The sequence below is a fragment of the Psychrobacillus sp. INOP01 genome (genome assembly GCF_018140925.1).
Classification (GTDB): domain Bacteria; phylum Bacillota; class Bacilli; order Bacillales_A; family Planococcaceae; genus Psychrobacillus.
In genome coordinates, this window is the sequence record NZ_CP073315.1 from 802,876 (window position 1) to 821,337 (window position 18,462).

The window sequence follows — 18,462 nt, forward strand, 5'->3', positions numbered from 1 at the left end:
TGAGATTGGATTCTTTTAAAGGAGAGAAAAATTATGTCACACGAATTTCAAGCAGACAAAGGGTGGCGCGTTTGGTGGAAATTAACAAGACCACATACCCTAACTGCCTCATTTGCACCAGTTTTTCTTGGCACAATGATTGCCCTATACGAGGCAAAGATTGACTGGCTATTATTTATCGCTATGTTATTAGCTTGTCTATTGATACAAGCTGCTACAAATATGTTTAACGAATATTATGATTTTGTACGAGGTCTCGATAGCGAGGAATCGGTAGGAATCGGTGGAGCAATTGTCCGTAATGGTGTAAAACCCAAAACTGTTATGCAATTAGCTCTATTACTATATTTAATAGCAGCCGTATTAGGAATCTATATTTGTTATGAAAGCTCTTGGCTATTGTTAGTAGTCGGTGCAGTTTCTATGGCAGTGGGATATTTCTACACAGGTGGTCCCTATCCTATTTCTAGTACTCCCTTTGGAGAACTATTTAGTGGATTGTTCATGGGGATGCTTATTGTTTTAATTGCTGTTTATATTCAAGTAGGTTCAGTACCATTATTTGCAGTTTTATTATCTGTACCAAGTGCCCTTCTTGTTGCTGCGATAATGCTTTCTAATAATATTCGCGATTTAGTAGAAGACACTGCAGGTGGCCGAAAAACGATGGCTATATTAGTAGGTCGGAAAAACGCCATTACCATTTTAGCTTCTTATTTTGTTTTATCTTATCTTTGGATTATTGGTCTAGTAGTTTTGCAAGTAATCACTCCGTGGAGTTTATTGGTTTTATTAAGTCTGAAAAAACCAATACATGCTATAAAATTGTTTAAACAAACAGAAAATCCAGTTCAAGTAGCACCAGCTATGAAAGACACCGCACTCACAAATACGATTTTTGTATTTCTATTAGGCATTGGTTTACTGATTGGCTATTATCTATAACAGTTTAAACAAAAACAGATGAGAAGTTATTTACCTTCTCATCTGTTTTTGTTTATACAATGTACGCAAAACTAGTTTTCTGTCTACATCACATATTTTACTTAGAAAGTGGAAGTGCCCTGGTTTTCGGAGGGCCTTGGCCAGACTTGTTACTATATTAATACCGACTGATTTTTTAGAGATGCTGGTCGTGGCTACCGTCACAACCAGCATTTCTTTTTTCGGTAATTTTATAGCGTTTATCTGTCCGTTGCCCTCCTTCAACTTTAGGAACTAGGTTAGTACAGCTTTTGGGAAGAAGGGAAAAACTCATTCCTACCTTTTAATGAGGATGACAGTCTAAGTACGCGACATCGTATCGCTACGACTGCCTTACCCGCATCGTGCGGGCCTCCGATGATACAATTTCGGTCTCACCTTTACCTAAACGGAAATCAACGGTATCGTTTAATTCTTTAAAGTATTACCAACAATCGGTTAGTAGCATGATATTCCATATACTTTCTTATTTTTCTAGGAAAGTGTAAGTGCCTATGTATAACAGCAGAAAAAGTTAATAGTAATGAAATGCAAATATAAAAAAAGGTAACCAATGAATGGTTACCTTTTTTGAGTATGACCCCTACGGGATTCGAACCCGTGTTACCGCCGTGAAAGGGCGGTGTCTTAACCGCTTGACCAAGGGGCCTATATATGGCGGAGAAGGAGGGATTTGAACCCTCGCGCCGGTTGCCCGACCTACACCCTTAGCAGGGGCGCCTCTTCAGCCACTTGAGTACTTCCCCATATATATGGCTCCGAAGGTAGGACTCGAACCTACGACCAATCGATTAACAGTCGATTGCTCTACCACTGAGCTACTTCGGAATAATGGTGGGCCTAAATGGACTCGAACCATCGACCTCACGCTTATCAGGCGTGCGCTCTAACCAGCTGAGCTATAGGCCCATTATTGGAGCGGGTGAAGAGAATCGAACTCTCATCATCAGCTTGGAAGGCTGAGGTTTTACCACTAAACTACACCCGCATTACTATGGTGGCTCAGGACGGAATCGAACCGCCGACACAAGGATTTTCAGTCCTTTGCTCTACCGACTGAGCTACTGAGCCTCTTGGATTTATACTAAGCTTTTGGCTTATTCTAAATCTCTAATTAATATGTATAAGGTTTAAATCTTATATAAATAAATGGCGGTCCCGACCGGGATCGAACCGGCGATCTCCTGCGTGACAGGCAGGCATGTTAACCGCTACACCACGGGACCATTTGGTTGCGGGGACAGGATTTGAACCTGCGACCTTCGGGTTATGAGCCCGACGAGCTACCACTGCTCCACCCCGCGACAATAAAATACTTTTTGTTAATATACTTAAGGAAAAATTATTACTTCCACAAACAATAAGATGAAAATGGAGGAGGAAGAGGGATTCGAACCCCCGCGCGGTATGACCCGCCTGTCGGTTTTCAAGACCGATCCCTTCAGCCAGACTTGGGTATTCCTCCAAGATATTGTTGGTGGACCTTGCAGGACTCGAACCTGCGACCGGACGGTTATGAGCCGTCTGCTCTAACCAACTGAGCTAAAGGTCCTTAAGATGGCGGCAGAGGGAGTCGAACCCACGACCTTTCGGGTATGAACCGAGTGCTCTAGCCAGCTGAGCTACACCGCCAAGATTATTTCAAAATTTTTATAAATGGTGGAGCCTAGCGGGATCGAACCGCTGACCTCCTGCGTGCAAGGCAGGCGCTCTCCCAGCTGAGCTAAGGCCCCAAAAATAATAACTGGTCGGGAAGACAGGATTCGAACCTGCGACCCCTTGGTCCCAAACCAAGTGCTCTACCAAGCTGAGCTACTTCCCGTTATATGGTGCGCTCGGCAGGACTCGAACCTGCAACCTCTTGATTCGTAGTCAAGTGCTCTATCCAATTGAGCTACGAGCGCATATGTTTCATAAAAGTGGTGCCGAGGACCGGAATCGAACCGGTACGGTAGTCACCTACCGCAGGATTTTAAGTCCTGTGCGTCTGCCAGTTCCGCCACCCCGGCACTTTAGTGAATCTTTGGAGCGGAAGACGAGGTTCGAACTCGCGACCCCCACCTTGGCAAGGTGGTGTTCTACCACTGAACTACTTCCGCTCGGTCATTAAATTAAATGGTGCGGGTGAAGGGAGTCGAACCCCCACGCCTTGCGGCGCTAGATCCTAAGTCTAGTGCGTCTGCCAGTTCCGCCACACCCGCCTACATAATTCACTATAAAGTGATGAGCCATGTAGGATTCGAACCTACGACCCTCTGATTAAAAGTCAGATGCTCTACCAACTGAGCTAATGGCTCGGAAAATGGTGCCGGAGAAAGGACTTGAACCCTCAACCTACTGATTACAAGTCAGTTGCTCTACCAGTTGAGCTACTCCGGCAGGAGTAAAGTATTATGGTGGAGGATGACGGGCTCGAACCGCCGACCCTCTGCTTGTAAGGCAGATGCTCTCCCAGCTGAGCTAATCCTCCTGGGTAATTTATGTATTTATTGCAAGCCCAGCGACGTCCTACTCTCACAGGGGGAAACCCCCAACTACCATCGGCGCAAAAGAGCTTAACTTCCGTGTTCGGTATGGGAACGGGTGTGACCTCTTTGCCATCATCACTAGACCTGAATAATTAATGAAAGACAAGTTTTATTATAACAACTCTGTAGAATATTACAAGAGTTATTTAATAAAAATTTTTATTCTTTCAAAACTGGATAAACGACATTGTTACGTTAAACAAATTTGGTTAAGTCCTCGATCGATTAGTATTCGTCAGCTGCACGTGTCGCCACGCTTCCACCCCGAACCTATCTACCTCATCGTCTTTGAGGGATCTTACTTACTTGCGTAATGGGAAATCTCATCTTGAGGGGGGCTTCGTGCTTAGATGCTTTCAGCACTTATCCCGTCCACACATAGCTACCCAGCGATGCTCTTGGCAGAACAACTGGTACACCAGCGGTGTGTCCATCCCGGTCCTCTCGTACTAAGGACAGCTCCTCTCAAATTTCCTACGCCCACGACGGATAGGGACCGAACTGTCTCACGACGTTCTGAACCCAGCTCGCGTACCGCTTTAATGGGCGAACAGCCCAACCCTTGGGACCGACTACAGCCCCAGGATGCGATGAGCCGACATCGAGGTGCCAAACCTCCCCGTCGATGTGGACTCTTGGGGGAGATAAGCCTGTTATCCCCGGGGTAGCTTTTATCCGTTGAGCGATGGCCCTTCCATGCGGAACCACCGGATCACTAAGCCCGTCTTTCGACCCTGCTCGACTTGTAGGTCTCGCAGTCAAGCTCCCTTCTGCCTTTACACTCTTCGAATGATTTCCAACCATTCTGAGGGAACCTTTGGGCGCCTCCGTTACACTTTAGGAGGCGACCGCCCCAGTCAAACTACCCGCCTGACACTGTCTCCTACCCGGGTTACGGGTATGGGTTAGAATTTCAATACAACCAGGGCAGTATCCCACCGACGCCTCCTCCGAAGCTGGCGCTCCGGGCTCTAAGGCTCCTGCCTATCCTGTACAAGTTGCACCAAAATTCAATATCAAGCTATAGTAAAGCTCCACGGGGTCTTTCCGTCCTGTCGCGGGTAACCTGCATCTTCACAGGTACTATAATTTCACCGAGTCTCTCGTTGAGACAGTGCCCAGATCGTTACGCCTTTCGTGCGGGTCGGAACTTACCCGACAAGGAATTTCGCTACCTTAGGACCGTTATAGTTACGGCCGCCGTTTACTGGGGCTTCAATTCGCACCTTCGCTTGCGCTAAGCACTCCTCTTAACCTTCCAGCACCGGGCAGGCGTCAGCCCCTATACTTCACCTTACGGTTTTGCAGAGACCTGTGTTTTTGCTAAACAGTCGCCTGGGCCTATTCACTGCGGCTCTTCTAGGCTATGCACCCAAAAGAGCACCCCTTCTCCCGAAGTTACGGGGTCATTTTGCCGAGTTCCTTAACGAGAGTTCTCTCGCTCACCTTAGGATTCTCTCCTCGACTACCTGTGTCGGTTTGCGGTACGGGCACCTATCACCTCGCTAGAGGCTTTTCTTGGCAGTGTGAAATCAGGAACTCCGGACATACGTCCTCGCCATCACAGCTCAATGTTACAGAATGCGGATTTGCCTACATTCACACCTTACTGCTTGGACATGCATAACCAACAGCATGCTTACCCTATCCTTCTGCGTCCCCCCATTACTCAAACGGTGGTTTGGTGGTACAGGAATATCAACCTGTTATCCATCGCCTACGCCTATCGGCCTCGGCTTAGGTCCCGACTAACCCTGAGCGGACGAGCCTTCCTCAGGAAACCTTAGTCATACGGTGGACGGGATTCTCACCCGTCTTTCGCTACTCATACCGGCATTCTCACTTCTAAGCGCTCCACCAGTCCTTCCGGTCTGACTTCAACGCCCTTAGAACGCTCTCCTACCACTGATACCAAAGGTATCAATCCACAGCTTCGGTGATTTGTTTAGCCCCGATACATTTTCGGCGCAGCGTCACTCGACCAGTGAGCTATTACGCACTCTTTAAATGATGGCTGCTTCTAAGCCAACATCCTGGTTGTCTAAGCAACGCCACATCCTTTTCCACTTAACAAATACTTTGGGACCTTAGCTGGTGGTCTGGGCTGTTTCCCTCTTGACTACGGATCTTATCACTCGCAGTCTGACTCCCAAACATAAATCATTGGCATTCGGAGTTTGTCTGAATTCGGTAACCCGGGATGGGCCCCTAGTCCAAACAGTGCTCTACCTCCAAGATTCTAACGTTTGAGGCTAGCCCTAAAGCTATTTCGGAGAGAACCAGCTATCTCCAGGTTCGATTGGAATTTCTCCGCTACCCACACCTCATCCCCGCACTTTTCAACGTGCGTGGGTTCGGACCTCCAGTAAGTGTTACCTTACCTTCATCCTGGACATGGGTAGATCACCTGGTTTCGGGTCTACGACCACATACTCATTCGCCCTATTCAGACTCGCTTTCGCTGCGGCTCCGTCTTCTCAACTTAACCTTGCATGTAATCGTAACTCGCCGGTTCATTCTACAAAAGGCACGCTATCACCCATTAACGGGCTCTAACTACTTGTAGGCACACGGTTTCAGGATCTATTTCACTCCCCTTCCGGGGTGCTTTTCACCTTTCCCTCACGGTACTGGTTCACTATCGGTCACTAGGTAGTATTTAGCCTTGGGAGATGGTCCTCCCAGATTCCGACGGAATTTCACGTGTTCCGCCGTACTCAGGATACACTCAAGAGAGAATGAATTTTGGACTACGGGGCTTTTACCCTATCCTGCGGACCTTTCCAGATCGCTTCGTCTAACTCATTCCTTTGTAACTCTATGTAGAGTGTCCTACAACCCCAAGAGGCAAGCCTCTTGGTTTGGGCTATTCCCGTTTCGCTCGCCGCTACTCAGGGAATCGATTTTTCTTTCTCTTCCTCCAGGTACTTAGATGTTTCAGTTCCCTGGGTGTGTCTCAGATGCGCTATGTATTCACGCAAATGTACTGCTCCATTACGAACAGTGGGTTTCCCCATTCGGAAATCTCCGGATCAAAGCTCACTTACAGCTCCCCGAAGCATATCGGTGTTAGTGCCGTCCTTCGTCGACTCCTAGTGCCAAGGCATTCACCGTGCGCCCTTATTAACTTAACCTAAAAGTTAAAAAGTCTTACACATCATGATTACCGAAGTAACCACAACTTGAATTTCTTGTTGTTTATTGTTTCAATGTCGTTTTATCCAGTTTTCAAAGAACAAGTATCGAATCTTCATATAAAAATGAACATTCAAAACTGAACTGCAAAACGTTAAGATACAGATAAAGATCTGTATTCCGATATTATCCTTAGAAAGGAGGTGATCCAGCCGCACCTTCCGATACGGCTACCTTGTTACGACTTCACCCCAATCATCTGTCCCACCTTCGGCGGCTGGCTCCCGTAAGGGTTACCCCACCGACTTCGGGTGTTACAAACTCTCGTGGTGTGACGGGCGGTGTGTACAAGGCCCGGGAACGTATTCACCGTGGCATGCTGATCCACGATTACTAGCGATTCCGGCTTCATGTAGGCGAGTTGCAGCCTACAATCCGAACTGAGAACGGTTTTATGGGATTTGCTCACCCTCGCGGGGTTGCGACCCTCTGTACCGTCCATTGTAGCACGTGTGTAGCCCAGGTCATAAGGGGCATGATGATTTGACGTCATCCCCACCTTCCTCCGGTTTATCACCGGCAGTCACCTTAGAGTGCCCAACTGAATGCTGGCAACTAAGATCAAGGGTTGCGCTCGTTGCGGGACTTAACCCAACATCTCACGACACGAGCTGACGACAACCATGCACCACCTGTCACCGCTGTCCCCGAAGGGAAAAGCCTATCTCTAGACCGGTCAGCGGGATGTCAAGACCTGGTAAGGTTCTTCGCGTTGCTTCGAATTAAACCACATGCTCCACCGCTTGTGCGGGCCCCCGTCAATTCCTTTGAGTTTCAGTCTTGCGACCGTACTCCCCAGGCGGAGTGCTTAATGCGTTAGCTGCAGCACTAAGGGGCGGAAACCCCCTAACACTTAGCACTCATCGTTTACGGCGTGGACTACCAGGGTATCTAATCCTGTTTGCTCCCCACGCTTTCGCGCCTCAGCGTCAGTTACAGACCAGAAAGCCGCCTTCGCCACTGGTGTTCCTCCAAATCTCTACGCATTTCACCGCTACACTTGGAATTCCGCTTTCCTCTTCTGTACTCAAGTCCCCCAGTTTCCAATGACCTTCCACGGTTGAGCCGTGGGATTTCACATCAGACTTAAAGGACCGCCTGCGCGCGCTTTACGCCCAATAATTCCGGACAACGCTTGCCACCTACGTATTACCGCGGCTGCTGGCACGTAGTTAGCCGTGGCTTTCTAATGAGGTACCGTCAAGGTACGAGCAGTTACTCTCGTACTTGTTCTTCCCTCACAACAGAGTTTTACGATCCGAAAACCTTCTTCACTCACGCGGCATTGCTCCATCAGACTTTCGTCCATTGTGGAAGATTCCCTACTGCTGCCTCCCGTAGGAGTCTGGGCCGTGTCTCAGTCCCAGTGTGGCCGATCACCCTCTCAGGTCGGCTACGCATCGTCGCCTTGGTGAGCCGTTACCTCACCAACTAGCTAATGCGCCGCGGGCCCATCCTGTAGTGACAGCCGAAACCATCTTTTAACATCTCCCCATGTGAGGAAATGGATTATTCGGTATTAGCCCCGGTTTCCCGGAGTTATCCCAATCTACAGGGCAGGTTGCCCACGTGTTACTCACCCGTCCGCCGCTAAATCAGAAGAAGCAAGCTTCTTCGTCATTCGCTCGACTTGCATGTATTAGGCATGCCGCCAGCGTTCGTCCTGAGCCAGGATCAAACTCTCCATAATAGAGAACTTAAAAAGCTCATTTATTTTGCTGGCATCATCATTAAATGATGTCAAAATTGTTTTGCTATCAAACTAACTAAGTTAGTTGATAAGCTGTATGTCTTAACGTTTTGCATGTTCAGTTTTCAATGTTCATGTTGTTCAAGTCGTTTTGACGACTTTATTAGTATAACTTATTTCAGATTTGATGTCAAACATTTTTTTTGAAGTTTTTCAAGTTGTTTGTATCTCGTTCCGAAGGACAAGTATTAATATACAACGTTTAGAAATAAAAAGCAACCCTTTTTTATAAAAAAACTTAAAATACCTACTAAACTCTTGAATTACTTGTATCTGTATAGAATAGATTTACATTATTCGATATAACCAACTAGGTATCTATCCATTCTTATGGTCCCTTGTTAACTTGGTAAATCAAATTATCAATCCATTCAAGGCACAAGAGAATTATTAGTTTGAGTAATAGAAAACCTCTTATATCTTAAAACAACGAATACAACAGCGCTTTATTTTACCTACCTCTATCCTTATAATAAGAGAAACAAATCTACCAAACTATGCTATTCCATGAATGAGGGCATTATATAGAAGATAATAAATATAAAAGTCCTCAATACTGCAAATGAAATGAAGGAGGAATTTTTGATGGAATGGCTAAACTACCTTAATGATTATACTGAAATCATATTTAAATTAATTTTCGCAGCATTATTAAGTTTAATAATAGGTATAGAAAGGGAACTAAAAAAGAAACCGATTGGATTAAAGACAAGTATAGTAATTGCTACATTTAGCTGCCTACTAACCTACATATCCATTGAAGCTGCTTATAAAGCTGCTCCAAATGACGCTATAAATATTACGATGGATCCATTGCGTTTAGCAGCACAAATAGTGAGTGGAATAGGTTTTCTCGGAGCTGGAGTTATATTACGTAAAGGAAATGATAGTATTACTGGCTTAACAACCGCCGCTATGATTTGGGGAGCTGGCGGGATAGGAATAGCTGTTGGTGCAGGGTTTTATGTTGAATCAGTACTTAGTGTAATTATTGTAATAGTGGGAATTGAGTTGATCCCTCCACTTCTCACTAAAATAGGTCCAAAACGATTGAGATCAAAGGAATTATCTCTTACAGTTTTGGTAGGAAATCCAGAAAGTATTCCTAAAGTATATGACTTTTTACAAGGAAGCGGTGTTTATATAGAAAGCATCCGCATTAAAGACGTCACTTTAGACAATAATACGGTTAAACACGAAATGGATATGAGATTATCCATAATTACTAAAAAAAATACCGCTGAATTCTACGCTACGATAAAAAAACAAAATTTTATTGAATCGGTAGAGGTAGAGTCCATTTAAAGGAGCAATCATATGGGAGAATTATTCAAGTTATTAAAAGACGGTAACAAACCCTCTTTATTAGCAGCAATTGTAAATACAATTATAGCCTTATTAAAAGGTGGGGCTTTTTTCTTTACTGGAAATGTAGCAATGTTTGCAGAAATGATGCACTCCATTGGTGATGCAGCAAACCAATTCTTCGTTTACATCGGTTCATCATTGTCTAAGAAAGCACCAACACCAAGATTTCCAAATGGTTTTGGACGCTTAGTAAACCTCGTTTGTTTAGGTGCTGTAATTATTGTTGGTATTTTATCTTACGAGACTATTATAGAAGGTTGGCACCATATTCAACATCCAACCGAATCTACAGGTGTAGCAATCACACTCAGCGTACTTGCAATTGCCATTGTGTTAGAATTTATTGTTCTGTACAAGGCTGGGAAAGAAATTTTGCATGAAGTTGGTATTAAAGGGACCCTTCTATCCCCATTAACAACAAGTTTCGCTAACTTGAGTAGAGCTAAACCTGCTACAAAGCTTGTTTTTATGGAAGATTTAGTAGCGACAGCAGGTGGGATCTTAGCATTTGTGGCTGTTCTAATTTCCCACTTCACAGGTTTTTTACAAGCAGAGGGTATTGCTTCTATTATGATTGGTATAATGATGTTCTATGTAGTAGGGAAAGTCTTCCTAGATAACGCTAGAGGTGCTTTAGGGGAAACGGATGAACAAATGCTTGTCCATATAGCTCATATTGTATCTGAAAACGAACATGTAAAAGATATCCAAAAGCTTGAGGTTATAAAAGAAGGTGAATATCTCCATGTTGAAATAATCATAGAGATTGATCCTCAATATACCTTCGCTGAGGTGGACGATATTCGCGATAATATAAAAGAGCTGATTTTAACTCAACAAGGAGTTACGGATATTACAATCTCATTTGATGAGGATGATGGAATCAGAACATGGACCCAACATAAGGATCAACGTACCGTATTAAAAACACGTGAATAATGTTATGCGAAACATTTATCAAAATTATTAATTAAAAAACCACATGACGAATTCCGTCATGTGGTTTTTTGTATTCGTGCTATTACAGACAAGCAGTTAGAATTGATTTAGTGTCATCTTCATTTAACTTATGGAAATTACCGTATTCTCCATAAACCATTGCTTTTTCTACCATCAAATCAATTTTGCTATCATCTATATTGTAGTCCGCTAATTTGGATGGAGCATTCAATGACTTCCAAAACTCTTCTAAGCGATCAATTCCTTCAAAAGCCACTTCTTCTATAGATTTCCCTTCAGAATCCACTTTAAAGACCTTAGTTGCAAGTTTAGCAAAACGCTGTGGATTTACTTTTACATTATGACGCATCCATCTAGGAAAAACGATAGCCAATCCTCCACCATGTGGAATATCATACACAGCAGAAATTGCATGCTCTAAATTATGACTTGCCCAGTCACCGTTATAACCCATTTGCAAGAAGCCATTTAAACCTATAGTCCCCGCAAACAGTATAGTTTCCCGATGATCATAGTTTGTTAGGTCATTGATGAGTTTTGGTCCTACTTCTATAACTGCACGAAGAGTTCCTTCTATCATTTCGTCTTGAACTGGTGTATTTGTTGCATTGTTGTAGTATTGCTCAAACATATGAGACATCATATCAACTATTCCGTATACAGTTTGATCAAGGGGAACAGTAAACGTGTTCACTGGATCTAATATGGAGAACTTAGGATAAACTAAAGGACTTCCCCAACCGTATTTTTCTAAAGTTTCTTCATTAGTAATTACAGATCCGGAATTCATCTCTGAACCGGTTGCTGCAAGAGTTAATATAGTTCCAAAAGGCAATGCTTCTTGTGGAACTGCTTTACGGGTTACAAAATCCCAAGGATCTCCGTCGTATTTAGCCGCAACAGCGATAAGTTTAGTGCAGTCAATCACGGAACCTCCACCTACTGCTAGTAAAACGTCAATTCCTTCTTTTTTACAAATTTCTGCCCCTCTTTTAGCTGTCGATAGTCTAGGGTTAGGTTCAACACCCGCTAACTCAAAAACTTCCATTTTGGCATCATTCAATTCAGTCATAACACTATCGTATAAACCATTTTTCTTGATACTACCTCCACCGTATACGACAAGGACTTTCTTTCCATAGGAAGATAACTCCCCTTTTAATTTGCTAATTTGATCTTTACCAAATATCAATTTCACAGGGTTATAAAATGAAAAAGCGTTCATCTAACATCCTCCTCTATCCATACTTTCTTAATAATAAAAAAACCGCTTGTAAAATACAAGCGGATCACCTTACTATTAACTTTTATACCGGTTTAACAGGCTGTAAACATCCACATAAACTTCTGCGAGATAAACTCGAAAGATTATACGTGGCCAAACAGCCTGTAGATCCCCGATTGGTTCAACTAACCATCAATAGGGGATGAAGCTCCCTTTAACGGAAGTTTCACTTTATACCCAACCACGGAAACGTGATGCTTCTGCAGTTTTACGTACACCTACCATATAAGCAGCTAGACGCATATCAATATTACGAGTTGTTGCAACTTCGTAAATGTTTTGGAATGCTTCTACCATTTTCTTCACTAGTTTTTCATCCACTTCATCTTCTGTCCAGTAGTAACCTTGGTTATTTTGAACCCATTCAAAATATGAAACAGTTACTCCACCAGCACTAGCTAAAACGTCAGGCACTAATAGAACTCCTCTATCATAAAGGATTTTAGTACCTTCTGTAGTAGTTGGACCATTTGCAGCCTCTACTACGATCTTCGCTTTAATATTATGTGCGTTTTCCGCGGTAATTTGGTTTTCAATAGCAGCTGGAACTAAAATATCACATTCCAATTCTAATAATTCTTGGTTAGAAATCGTATTTTCAAATAGAGTTGTTACAGTACCAAAGCTATCACGACGATCTAATAGATAGTCAATGTCTAAACCATTTGGATCATGTAAAGCCCCGTATGCATCGGAAATAGCAATAACTTTTGCACCTTGGTCACTTAAAAACTTAGCTAGAAAGCTTCCTGCATTACCAAAGCCTTGGATAACAACGCGTGCACCTTGCATATCAATATCACGTTTTTTTGCTGCTTCATTGATGATAATTGTAACACCTTGAGCAGTTGCACGATCGCGCCCTTGTGAACCACCAAGTACTAGTGGTTTACCAGTGATGAAGCCAGGTGAATTGAATTGGTCCATACGACTGTATTCATCCATCATCCATGCCATGATTTGAGCATTTGTAAATACGTCTGGAGCAGGAATGTCTTTTGTCGGTCCAACGATTTGTCCAACAGCACGTACATATCCACGACTTAGACGTTCTATTTCTCCCATTGACATTTCACGTGGATCACAAATAACTCCACCTTTACCTCCACCATAAGGAAGGTCAACAATACCAGCTTTTAATGTCATCCACATAGAAAGAGCTTTCATTTCATCTGGTGTTACACCTGGATGGAAACGTACTCCGCCTTTTGTAGGTCCAACAGCATCATTATGTTGTGAACGGTATCCAGTGAAAACTTTCACTGTATTGTCATCCATACGTACTGGAATTCGGACTTCTAGCATACGTAACGGTTCTTTCAATAAGTCATACATTGCTTCGTCATATCCTAGTTTGTGCAGAGCCTCTTTAATAACCGCCTGAGTTGATGTGAACAGGTTTAAATTTTCAGCCATTTTATATTTTCGCCTCTTTAATTTATTATTATTTCTTCGGAATCATTGTAACATAGAATTGTTGATATTTCTCTAATAATTATTATTTATTGAATACTTTTTGAATTCTTTCGATAGCCCAATCTAACTCTTCTTTTGAAATGATTAGAGGTGGAGCAAAACGAATTACTGTATCATGTGTTTCTTTACATAATAATCCTAGTTCTTTTAAATCTTCACAGAATGGACGTGCTTCTTCTGTTAATTCCATTCCTATAAATAATCCTCGACCACGAACGTCTTTAATAGAAGGATTTTTAATTTCTTTTAACGCATCCATGAAATAATTACCTAATTCTAAAGAGCGATCGGCTAATTTTTCATCCACTAATACGTCTAATGCTGCTAAAGAAACTGCACAAGCCATTGGGTTACCACCAAATGTAGAACCATGAGAACCTGGGTTAAATACGCTCAGAATTTCTTTATTTGCAACAATACATGAGATTGGGAATACTCCGCCACCTAATGCTTTTCCTAAAATATACATGTCTGGCTCTACTTCTTCCCACTCACATGCGAACATTTTACCAGTACGGCATAAACCAGCTTGGATTTCGTCAGCGATAAATAACACGTTATTTTCACGACATAATTCAAGTGCTGCTTTCATGAAACCTGCAGGAGGAATAATAATTCCAGCTTCCCCTTGTATTGGCTCGATTATAAATGCAGCTGTGTTAGGTGTAATTGCAGCCTTTAGTGCTTCTAAATCACCGTATGGGATTAATTTAATTCCAGGAAGCATTGGTCCGAATCCACGTTTGTACTCAGGATCAGACGAAAGTGAAACAGCTCCCATAGTACGGCCGTGGAAGTTTCCGTTACAAGCAATTATTTCTGCTTGGTCTGCTTCTACGCCTTTAACATCATATGCCCATCTGCGAGCTGCTTTAAATGCAGTTTCAACAGCTTCAGCACCAGTGTTCATCGGTAATACCATTTCTTTTCCTGTTAATTCACTAACTTTTTCATACCAAGGACCAAGTTGGTCATTGTGGAATGCACGAGAAGTTAGAGTTACACGATCCGCTTGGTCTTTCAATGCTTGAATAATTTTTGGATGACGATGTCCTTGGTTTACTGCTGAGTATGCAGAAAGCATATCCATGTATTTGTTGCCTTCGGGATCTTTTACCCAAACTCCTTCAGCTTCTGACACTACTATTGGAAGTGGGTTATAATTGTTCGCACCAAATTTATCCGTTTGTTCGATCACTTGTGATGAAATAGTCATTCATACATTACCCCTTTTATTCAAATTCTGGGCAGACTTTTACTGAGTCTGCCCAGTATATATATTAAAGCATTTCAGATGTAGTTTTTGCTTGCATATGAAGTTGGACATAATCTGGTCCACCAGCTTTTGAATCTGTACCAGACATGTTGAATCCACCGAATGGTTGATAACCGACAATCGCACCTGTACATCCGCGGTTGAAGTATAAGTTACCAACGTGGAACTCTTCACGCGCTTTTTCTTGGTTCAAACGATTATTTGTAATAACAGCACCTGTTAACCCATACTCAGTGTTATTAGCAATATCTAATGCCTCATCGAAATCTTTTGCTTTAGAAATACCTACAACTGGTCCGAAGATCTCTTCTTGCATAATACGTGCTGTTGGAGATAGGTCAGCAATTACAGTTGGTTGGATGAAGAATCCTTTAGAATCATCACCAGTACCACCAGTAACTAGACGGCCTTCTTCTTTACCAATTTCGATATAACCCATAATTTTTTTGAATGAAGCACCATCGATAACTGGTCCAACGAAATGCTCATCATTATCAGGAATACCAACTGTTAAAGCGTTTGTTAATTCTTCAACGCGGTTTAACACTGTATCATATACGTCTTCTACGATTACTGCACGAGAACATGCAGAACATTTTTGACCACTGAAACCGAATGCAGATTTAACGATAGATTGAGCTGCTAATTCTAAATCAGCCTCTTTATCAACAATAATTGTGTCTTTGCCACCCATTTCAAGAATAGAACGTTTAATCCAAATTTGCCCTGGAGCTAATTTAGAGGATTTTTCTACAATTCCTAGACCAACATCACGAGAACCCGTGAAGCTGATTAAACGAGTGCGTGGGTGTTCTACCATGAAGTCACCAATCTCAGCACCAGAACCTGGGATGAAGTTTACTACTCCTGGAAGCATCCCTGCTTCTTCTAATACTTCTACAAATTTGTAAGAAACTACTGGAGTTGTAGAAGCAGGTTTTAATAGTACAGTGTTACCTGCTACCATAGCAGCAACGGTAGTACCAGCCATAATTGCAAATGGGAAGTTCCAAGGTGAAATAACAACAGCAACACCTAGTGGAATATAGTTATATTGGTTATATTCACCTGGACGACTTTCAACTGGCGCACCATTTTTTATACGTAACATTTCGCGACCATAATATTCTAAGAAGTCAATTCCTTCTGCAACCTCTACATCAGCTTCTACCCAAGTTTTCCCTGCTTCTCTTGATAATAGAGCAGTGAACTCAAATTTACGACGACGAATGATTGCTGCAGCTTTGAAAAGAACGTCTGCGCGTACTTCAGGCTTTACTTTTTTCCAAGTTTTGAACGTTTCATCAGCAATATCCATAGCTTTAGAAGCAATTTCTTTTGTTGCTTTAGATACAGCACCAACTAATTCTTCTTTTTTAGCTGGATTATAAGATTTAATTTTAGCCTCTGTAGTAATACGTTCCCCACCAACGATTAATGGAAAATCATTTCCTAGGTATGCATCAACTATTTTGTAGCCTTCTTGAATAGCTTTTTTATTTTCTTCTTTCGAAAAATCTGTGAATGGTTCATGTTTGTAAGGTATCAAATGTATATCCTCCTTTGAATTGGGTGCAAAAAAAATTTGCAGTTTCTTTTACTTTACATATATAATAATGCAAAAGATTGTTGCGTTTTTCAAGTAAAAAATTCTAAAATGTGAAATATTTTTTTGAGGTGAGCCATTTGGACGAACAAATAAAAGATTTTCTACCGTTTTATAAATTTGCTACCGAGCAGGTAGCAGTAGGCATTCACGCTGTTGACTTATCCGGCAAAACAATTATTTACAACGAAAAAATGAAAGAAATTGAAGGTTTAAATTTAACGGATATCGTCGACCGTTCCATCTTTGAACTATTCCAATTTGAACAACAAGAAAGTACATTACTAAAAGTATTAAATAATGGAGAACCAGTTTTACGTGCTAAACAGACGTACTGGAATCGAAATGGACAAGAAATAACTACTATTAATGATACATACCCTGTCTGGCAAGATAAAAAACTTATTGGGGCAGTTGAATTCTCTCGCGATATAACGGCTTTAGAAAGAATAATTTATCAGCCTTTAAAGCGTTACAATGAAGCAATCACCCTTTCTAGCATTACAGCCGTTTCGACGGATATGCAGGAAGTATTAGAACGTTCGATTAAGGCTGCACATGCACGAATGCCTGTCCTCTTAGTTGGAGAAGCTGGTACTGGCAAGGAGTTAATAGCTGAAGGTATTCACAATCAACTTTCGCCTGTAAATATACAGTTCATTTCTCTCTTTTGCCATAGCTCAGATAGTTTATTAATAAATAAATTCCAAAAAGAACTAACAGAAATCTCGAACTGTACAATATTTTGTGAAAGAATTGATTTATTATCCCTCGAATTACAAAATGAACTATTGCAAATTCTTTCTTCAAATGAAGGACGACAAAATTTATATATTGCAAGCATCGGCGAGGATCCAGTAGATCTTATAGCTTCTAACAAGTTAAGTAAGGAGTTATATTATTATTTCGCCAAAATATCAATAAGTATTCCACCTTTACGCAAACGCACTGAGGATATTCTACCTTTTATGTATGATTACTTTAATCGATATTTAAATCGTTATGGGTCCACGATTAATGAAATTGATGAAGATGTAGTTCAAGCGTTTTTAATGTATGAATGGCCAGGCAATCTAAAGGAATTGGAACTGCTCCTGGATGAGATTAGCTCAATGGTAACTACCGAGCAAGTATTGAAGTTTGATATGCTGCCTCTGCACTTCAAACTGAAGGTACAGGATTTTAACGAAACCTCAGGGAAAGCCGAGGATTTTGTTATTACATCTGATAAGGAATTAGTGCCACTTGATGAGTATTTGCGCTCTGCAGAAATGTACTACCTACAAAAAGCTTTAGATAAATTCGATGGTAATATTACAAAAGCTGCCGAAGCGTTAGGAATGAGCAGGCAAAATTTACAATATCGATTACGGAAGATGAAAAAGTAAAAAGAATATACTTGAATTGACCTCATAAAAGCATATTAGATAGTGAGATCCGTACAACGTTGATTTCTGCTCCGGGTGGAAATCAACAGTATCATTAGATAGGTTCTATTCTTCAAAAAATCTGTAAAACTAGGTATAAGACATTATATGTTCTCTTATCTTTCCAAAAAAAAATCTACAGTGTCTTTCTTCACTGTAGAAATCCTTTTTAAATTGCCGATTTTTTAATCCAATCGGCTAATTTTTCTTTCAATGTATTAAATCCTTCCTCATCATGCTCATCTACGCGATCTTGAAGTGATTTCCGAGGTCTATCATCACGTTTTGGTTGTGTTGGTTTTTCTTGGAGTTCTCGCATCGATAAGCTAATTTTCCCGGCTTCATCGTCAATCTCCAGAATTTTCACCTCTACCTCTTGCCCTACAGTTAAAAATTCTTCCACTTCTTTTACATACCCGTATGTTATTTCTGAAATATGCACTAGCCCTTGTGTTTGCTCATCTAAGCTTACGAAGGCTCCGTATGGCTGAATCCCTGTAACTTTACCCGTGACAACATCTCCTACCTTATAATTTTGAGTCATAATTTTCCTTCCTACTTTCTTATATACGTTATAGTCATGTTAAATTATAACATAGTAGGAAGT

9 protein-coding genes, 20 tRNA genes and 3 rRNA genes are annotated in these 18,462 nt (G+C 41.8%); 4 read left to right on the plus strand and 28 right to left on the minus strand.

From position 1 onward, the window contains the following. Positions 1-33 precede the first annotated feature (33 nt). Positions 34-945 carry a 1,4-dihydroxy-2-naphthoate polyprenyltransferase gene (locus tag KD050_RS04030; protein WP_211894975.1) on the plus strand — a complete coding sequence of 304 codons (912 nt, stop codon included), beginning with the start codon at positions 34-36 and terminating at the stop codon, positions 943-945. A 616-nt stretch (positions 946-1,561) separates the two neighbouring features. Here the strand turns inward: KD050_RS04030 and KD050_RS04035 are convergent. From KD050_RS04035 to KD050_RS04145, 23 genes are all read right to left on the minus strand, one after another. Next, positions 1,562-1,633 (minus strand) — tRNA-Glu (locus tag KD050_RS04035). A gap of 6 nt (positions 1,634-1,639) precedes the next feature. After that, positions 1,640-1,730 (minus strand) — tRNA-Ser (locus tag KD050_RS04040). Between the two features lie 7 nt (positions 1,731-1,737). Beyond that, positions 1,738-1,812, minus strand: a tRNA-Asn gene (locus KD050_RS04045). Between the two features lie 4 nt (positions 1,813-1,816). Further along, positions 1,817-1,893 (minus strand) — tRNA-Ile (locus KD050_RS04050). Positions 1,894-1,898: 5 nt separating this feature from the next. After that, positions 1,899-1,972: transfer RNA gene (locus KD050_RS04055), tRNA-Gly, on the minus strand. Positions 1,973-1,979: 7 nt separating this feature from the next. Further along, positions 1,980-2,055: transfer RNA gene (locus tag KD050_RS04060), tRNA-Phe, on the minus strand. Between the two features lie 79 nt (positions 2,056-2,134). Next, positions 2,135-2,210, minus strand: a tRNA-Asp gene (locus KD050_RS04065). 3 nt (positions 2,211-2,213) lie between these two features. Continuing rightward, positions 2,214-2,288: transfer RNA gene (locus KD050_RS04070), tRNA-Met, on the minus strand. A 68-nt stretch (positions 2,289-2,356) separates the two neighbouring features. Further along, a tRNA-Ser gene (locus tag KD050_RS04075) sits at positions 2,357-2,449 on the minus strand. A gap of 10 nt (positions 2,450-2,459) precedes the next feature. After that, positions 2,460-2,536: transfer RNA gene (locus KD050_RS04080), tRNA-Ile, on the minus strand. Between the two features lie 6 nt (positions 2,537-2,542). Continuing rightward, a tRNA-Met gene (locus KD050_RS04085) sits at positions 2,543-2,616 on the minus strand. 25 nt (positions 2,617-2,641) lie between these two features. Then, positions 2,642-2,717, minus strand: a tRNA-Ala gene (locus KD050_RS04090). 12 nt (positions 2,718-2,729) lie between these two features. Then, positions 2,730-2,806, minus strand: a tRNA-Pro gene (locus KD050_RS04095). 5 nt (positions 2,807-2,811) lie between these two features. Then, positions 2,812-2,888 (minus strand) — tRNA-Arg (locus KD050_RS04100). Between the two features lie 16 nt (positions 2,889-2,904). Beyond that, a tRNA-Leu gene (locus tag KD050_RS04105) sits at positions 2,905-2,993 on the minus strand. Between the two features lie 15 nt (positions 2,994-3,008). Beyond that, positions 3,009-3,083, minus strand: a tRNA-Gly gene (locus tag KD050_RS04110). Positions 3,084-3,100: 17 nt separating this feature from the next. Then, a tRNA-Leu gene (locus KD050_RS04115) sits at positions 3,101-3,185 on the minus strand. 23 nt (positions 3,186-3,208) lie between these two features. Then, positions 3,209-3,281 (minus strand) — tRNA-Lys (locus tag KD050_RS04120). Between the two features lie 6 nt (positions 3,282-3,287). Continuing rightward, a tRNA-Thr gene (locus tag KD050_RS04125) sits at positions 3,288-3,363 on the minus strand. A 15-nt stretch (positions 3,364-3,378) separates the two neighbouring features. Next, positions 3,379-3,454: transfer RNA gene (locus tag KD050_RS04130), tRNA-Val, on the minus strand. 25 nt (positions 3,455-3,479) lie between these two features. After that, positions 3,480-3,595, minus strand: a 5S ribosomal RNA gene (gene rrf, locus KD050_RS04135). A 122-nt stretch (positions 3,596-3,717) separates the two neighbouring features. Beyond that, positions 3,718-6,646: ribosomal RNA gene (locus KD050_RS04140) — 23S ribosomal RNA — on the minus strand. A gap of 197 nt (positions 6,647-6,843) precedes the next feature. Next, positions 6,844-8,397 (minus strand): 16S ribosomal RNA (locus tag KD050_RS04145). Together the 16S, 23S and 5S rRNA genes with 20 tRNA genes alongside form the textbook arrangement of a ribosomal RNA operon. Before the next feature lie 645 nt (positions 8,398-9,042). Between KD050_RS04145 and KD050_RS04150 the strand changes: the two genes are divergently transcribed. After that, positions 9,043-9,762: an MgtC/SapB family protein gene (locus tag KD050_RS04150; protein WP_211894976.1), complete on the plus strand. Its 720-nt coding sequence runs from the start codon at positions 9,043-9,045 to the stop codon at positions 9,760-9,762. A gap of 12 nt (positions 9,763-9,774) precedes the next feature. Next, complete coding sequence (locus KD050_RS04155) at positions 9,775-10,764, plus strand: cation diffusion facilitator family transporter (RefSeq protein WP_211894977.1); 990 nt, start codon at positions 9,775-9,777, stop codon at positions 10,762-10,764. Positions 10,765-10,846: 82 nt separating this feature from the next. On the opposite strand, the gene KD050_RS04160 is transcribed toward KD050_RS04155, so the two are convergent. The 4 genes from KD050_RS04160 to pruA form a co-directional block, all read right to left on the minus strand. Next, a complete protein-coding gene (locus KD050_RS04160; protein ID WP_211894978.1) occupies positions 10,847-12,010 on the minus strand; it encodes an iron-containing alcohol dehydrogenase in 1,164 nt (387 codons plus the stop codon). 231 nt (positions 12,011-12,241) lie between these two features. Next, entirely contained in the window at positions 12,242-13,486 is a 1,245-nt protein-coding gene (locus KD050_RS04165; RefSeq protein ID WP_211894979.1) for a Glu/Leu/Phe/Val family dehydrogenase, read from the minus strand. Between the two features lie 82 nt (positions 13,487-13,568). After that, positions 13,569-14,762, minus strand: coding sequence for an ornithine--oxo-acid transaminase (locus KD050_RS04170; protein ID WP_211894980.1), 1,194 nt, complete (start codon positions 14,760-14,762; stop codon positions 13,569-13,571). Between the two features lie 64 nt (positions 14,763-14,826). Next, a complete protein-coding gene (gene pruA / locus KD050_RS04175; protein ID WP_211894981.1) occupies positions 14,827-16,371 on the minus strand; it encodes an L-glutamate gamma-semialdehyde dehydrogenase in 1,545 nt (514 codons plus the stop codon). Positions 16,372-16,508: 137 nt separating this feature from the next. Between pruA and KD050_RS04180 the strand changes: the two genes are divergently transcribed. Continuing rightward, entirely contained in the window at positions 16,509-17,816 is a 1,308-nt protein-coding gene (locus KD050_RS04180; RefSeq protein ID WP_211894982.1) for an AAA-type ATPase lid domain-containing protein, read from the plus strand. A gap of 208 nt (positions 17,817-18,024) precedes the next feature. Here KD050_RS04180 and yugI read toward each other — a convergent pair whose 3' ends face one another. Then, entirely contained in the window at positions 18,025-18,399 is a 375-nt protein-coding gene (gene yugI, locus KD050_RS04185) for a S1 domain-containing post-transcriptional regulator GSP13 (RefSeq protein ID WP_211894983.1), read from the minus strand. Between the last annotated feature and the right edge of the window lie 63 nt (positions 18,400-18,462).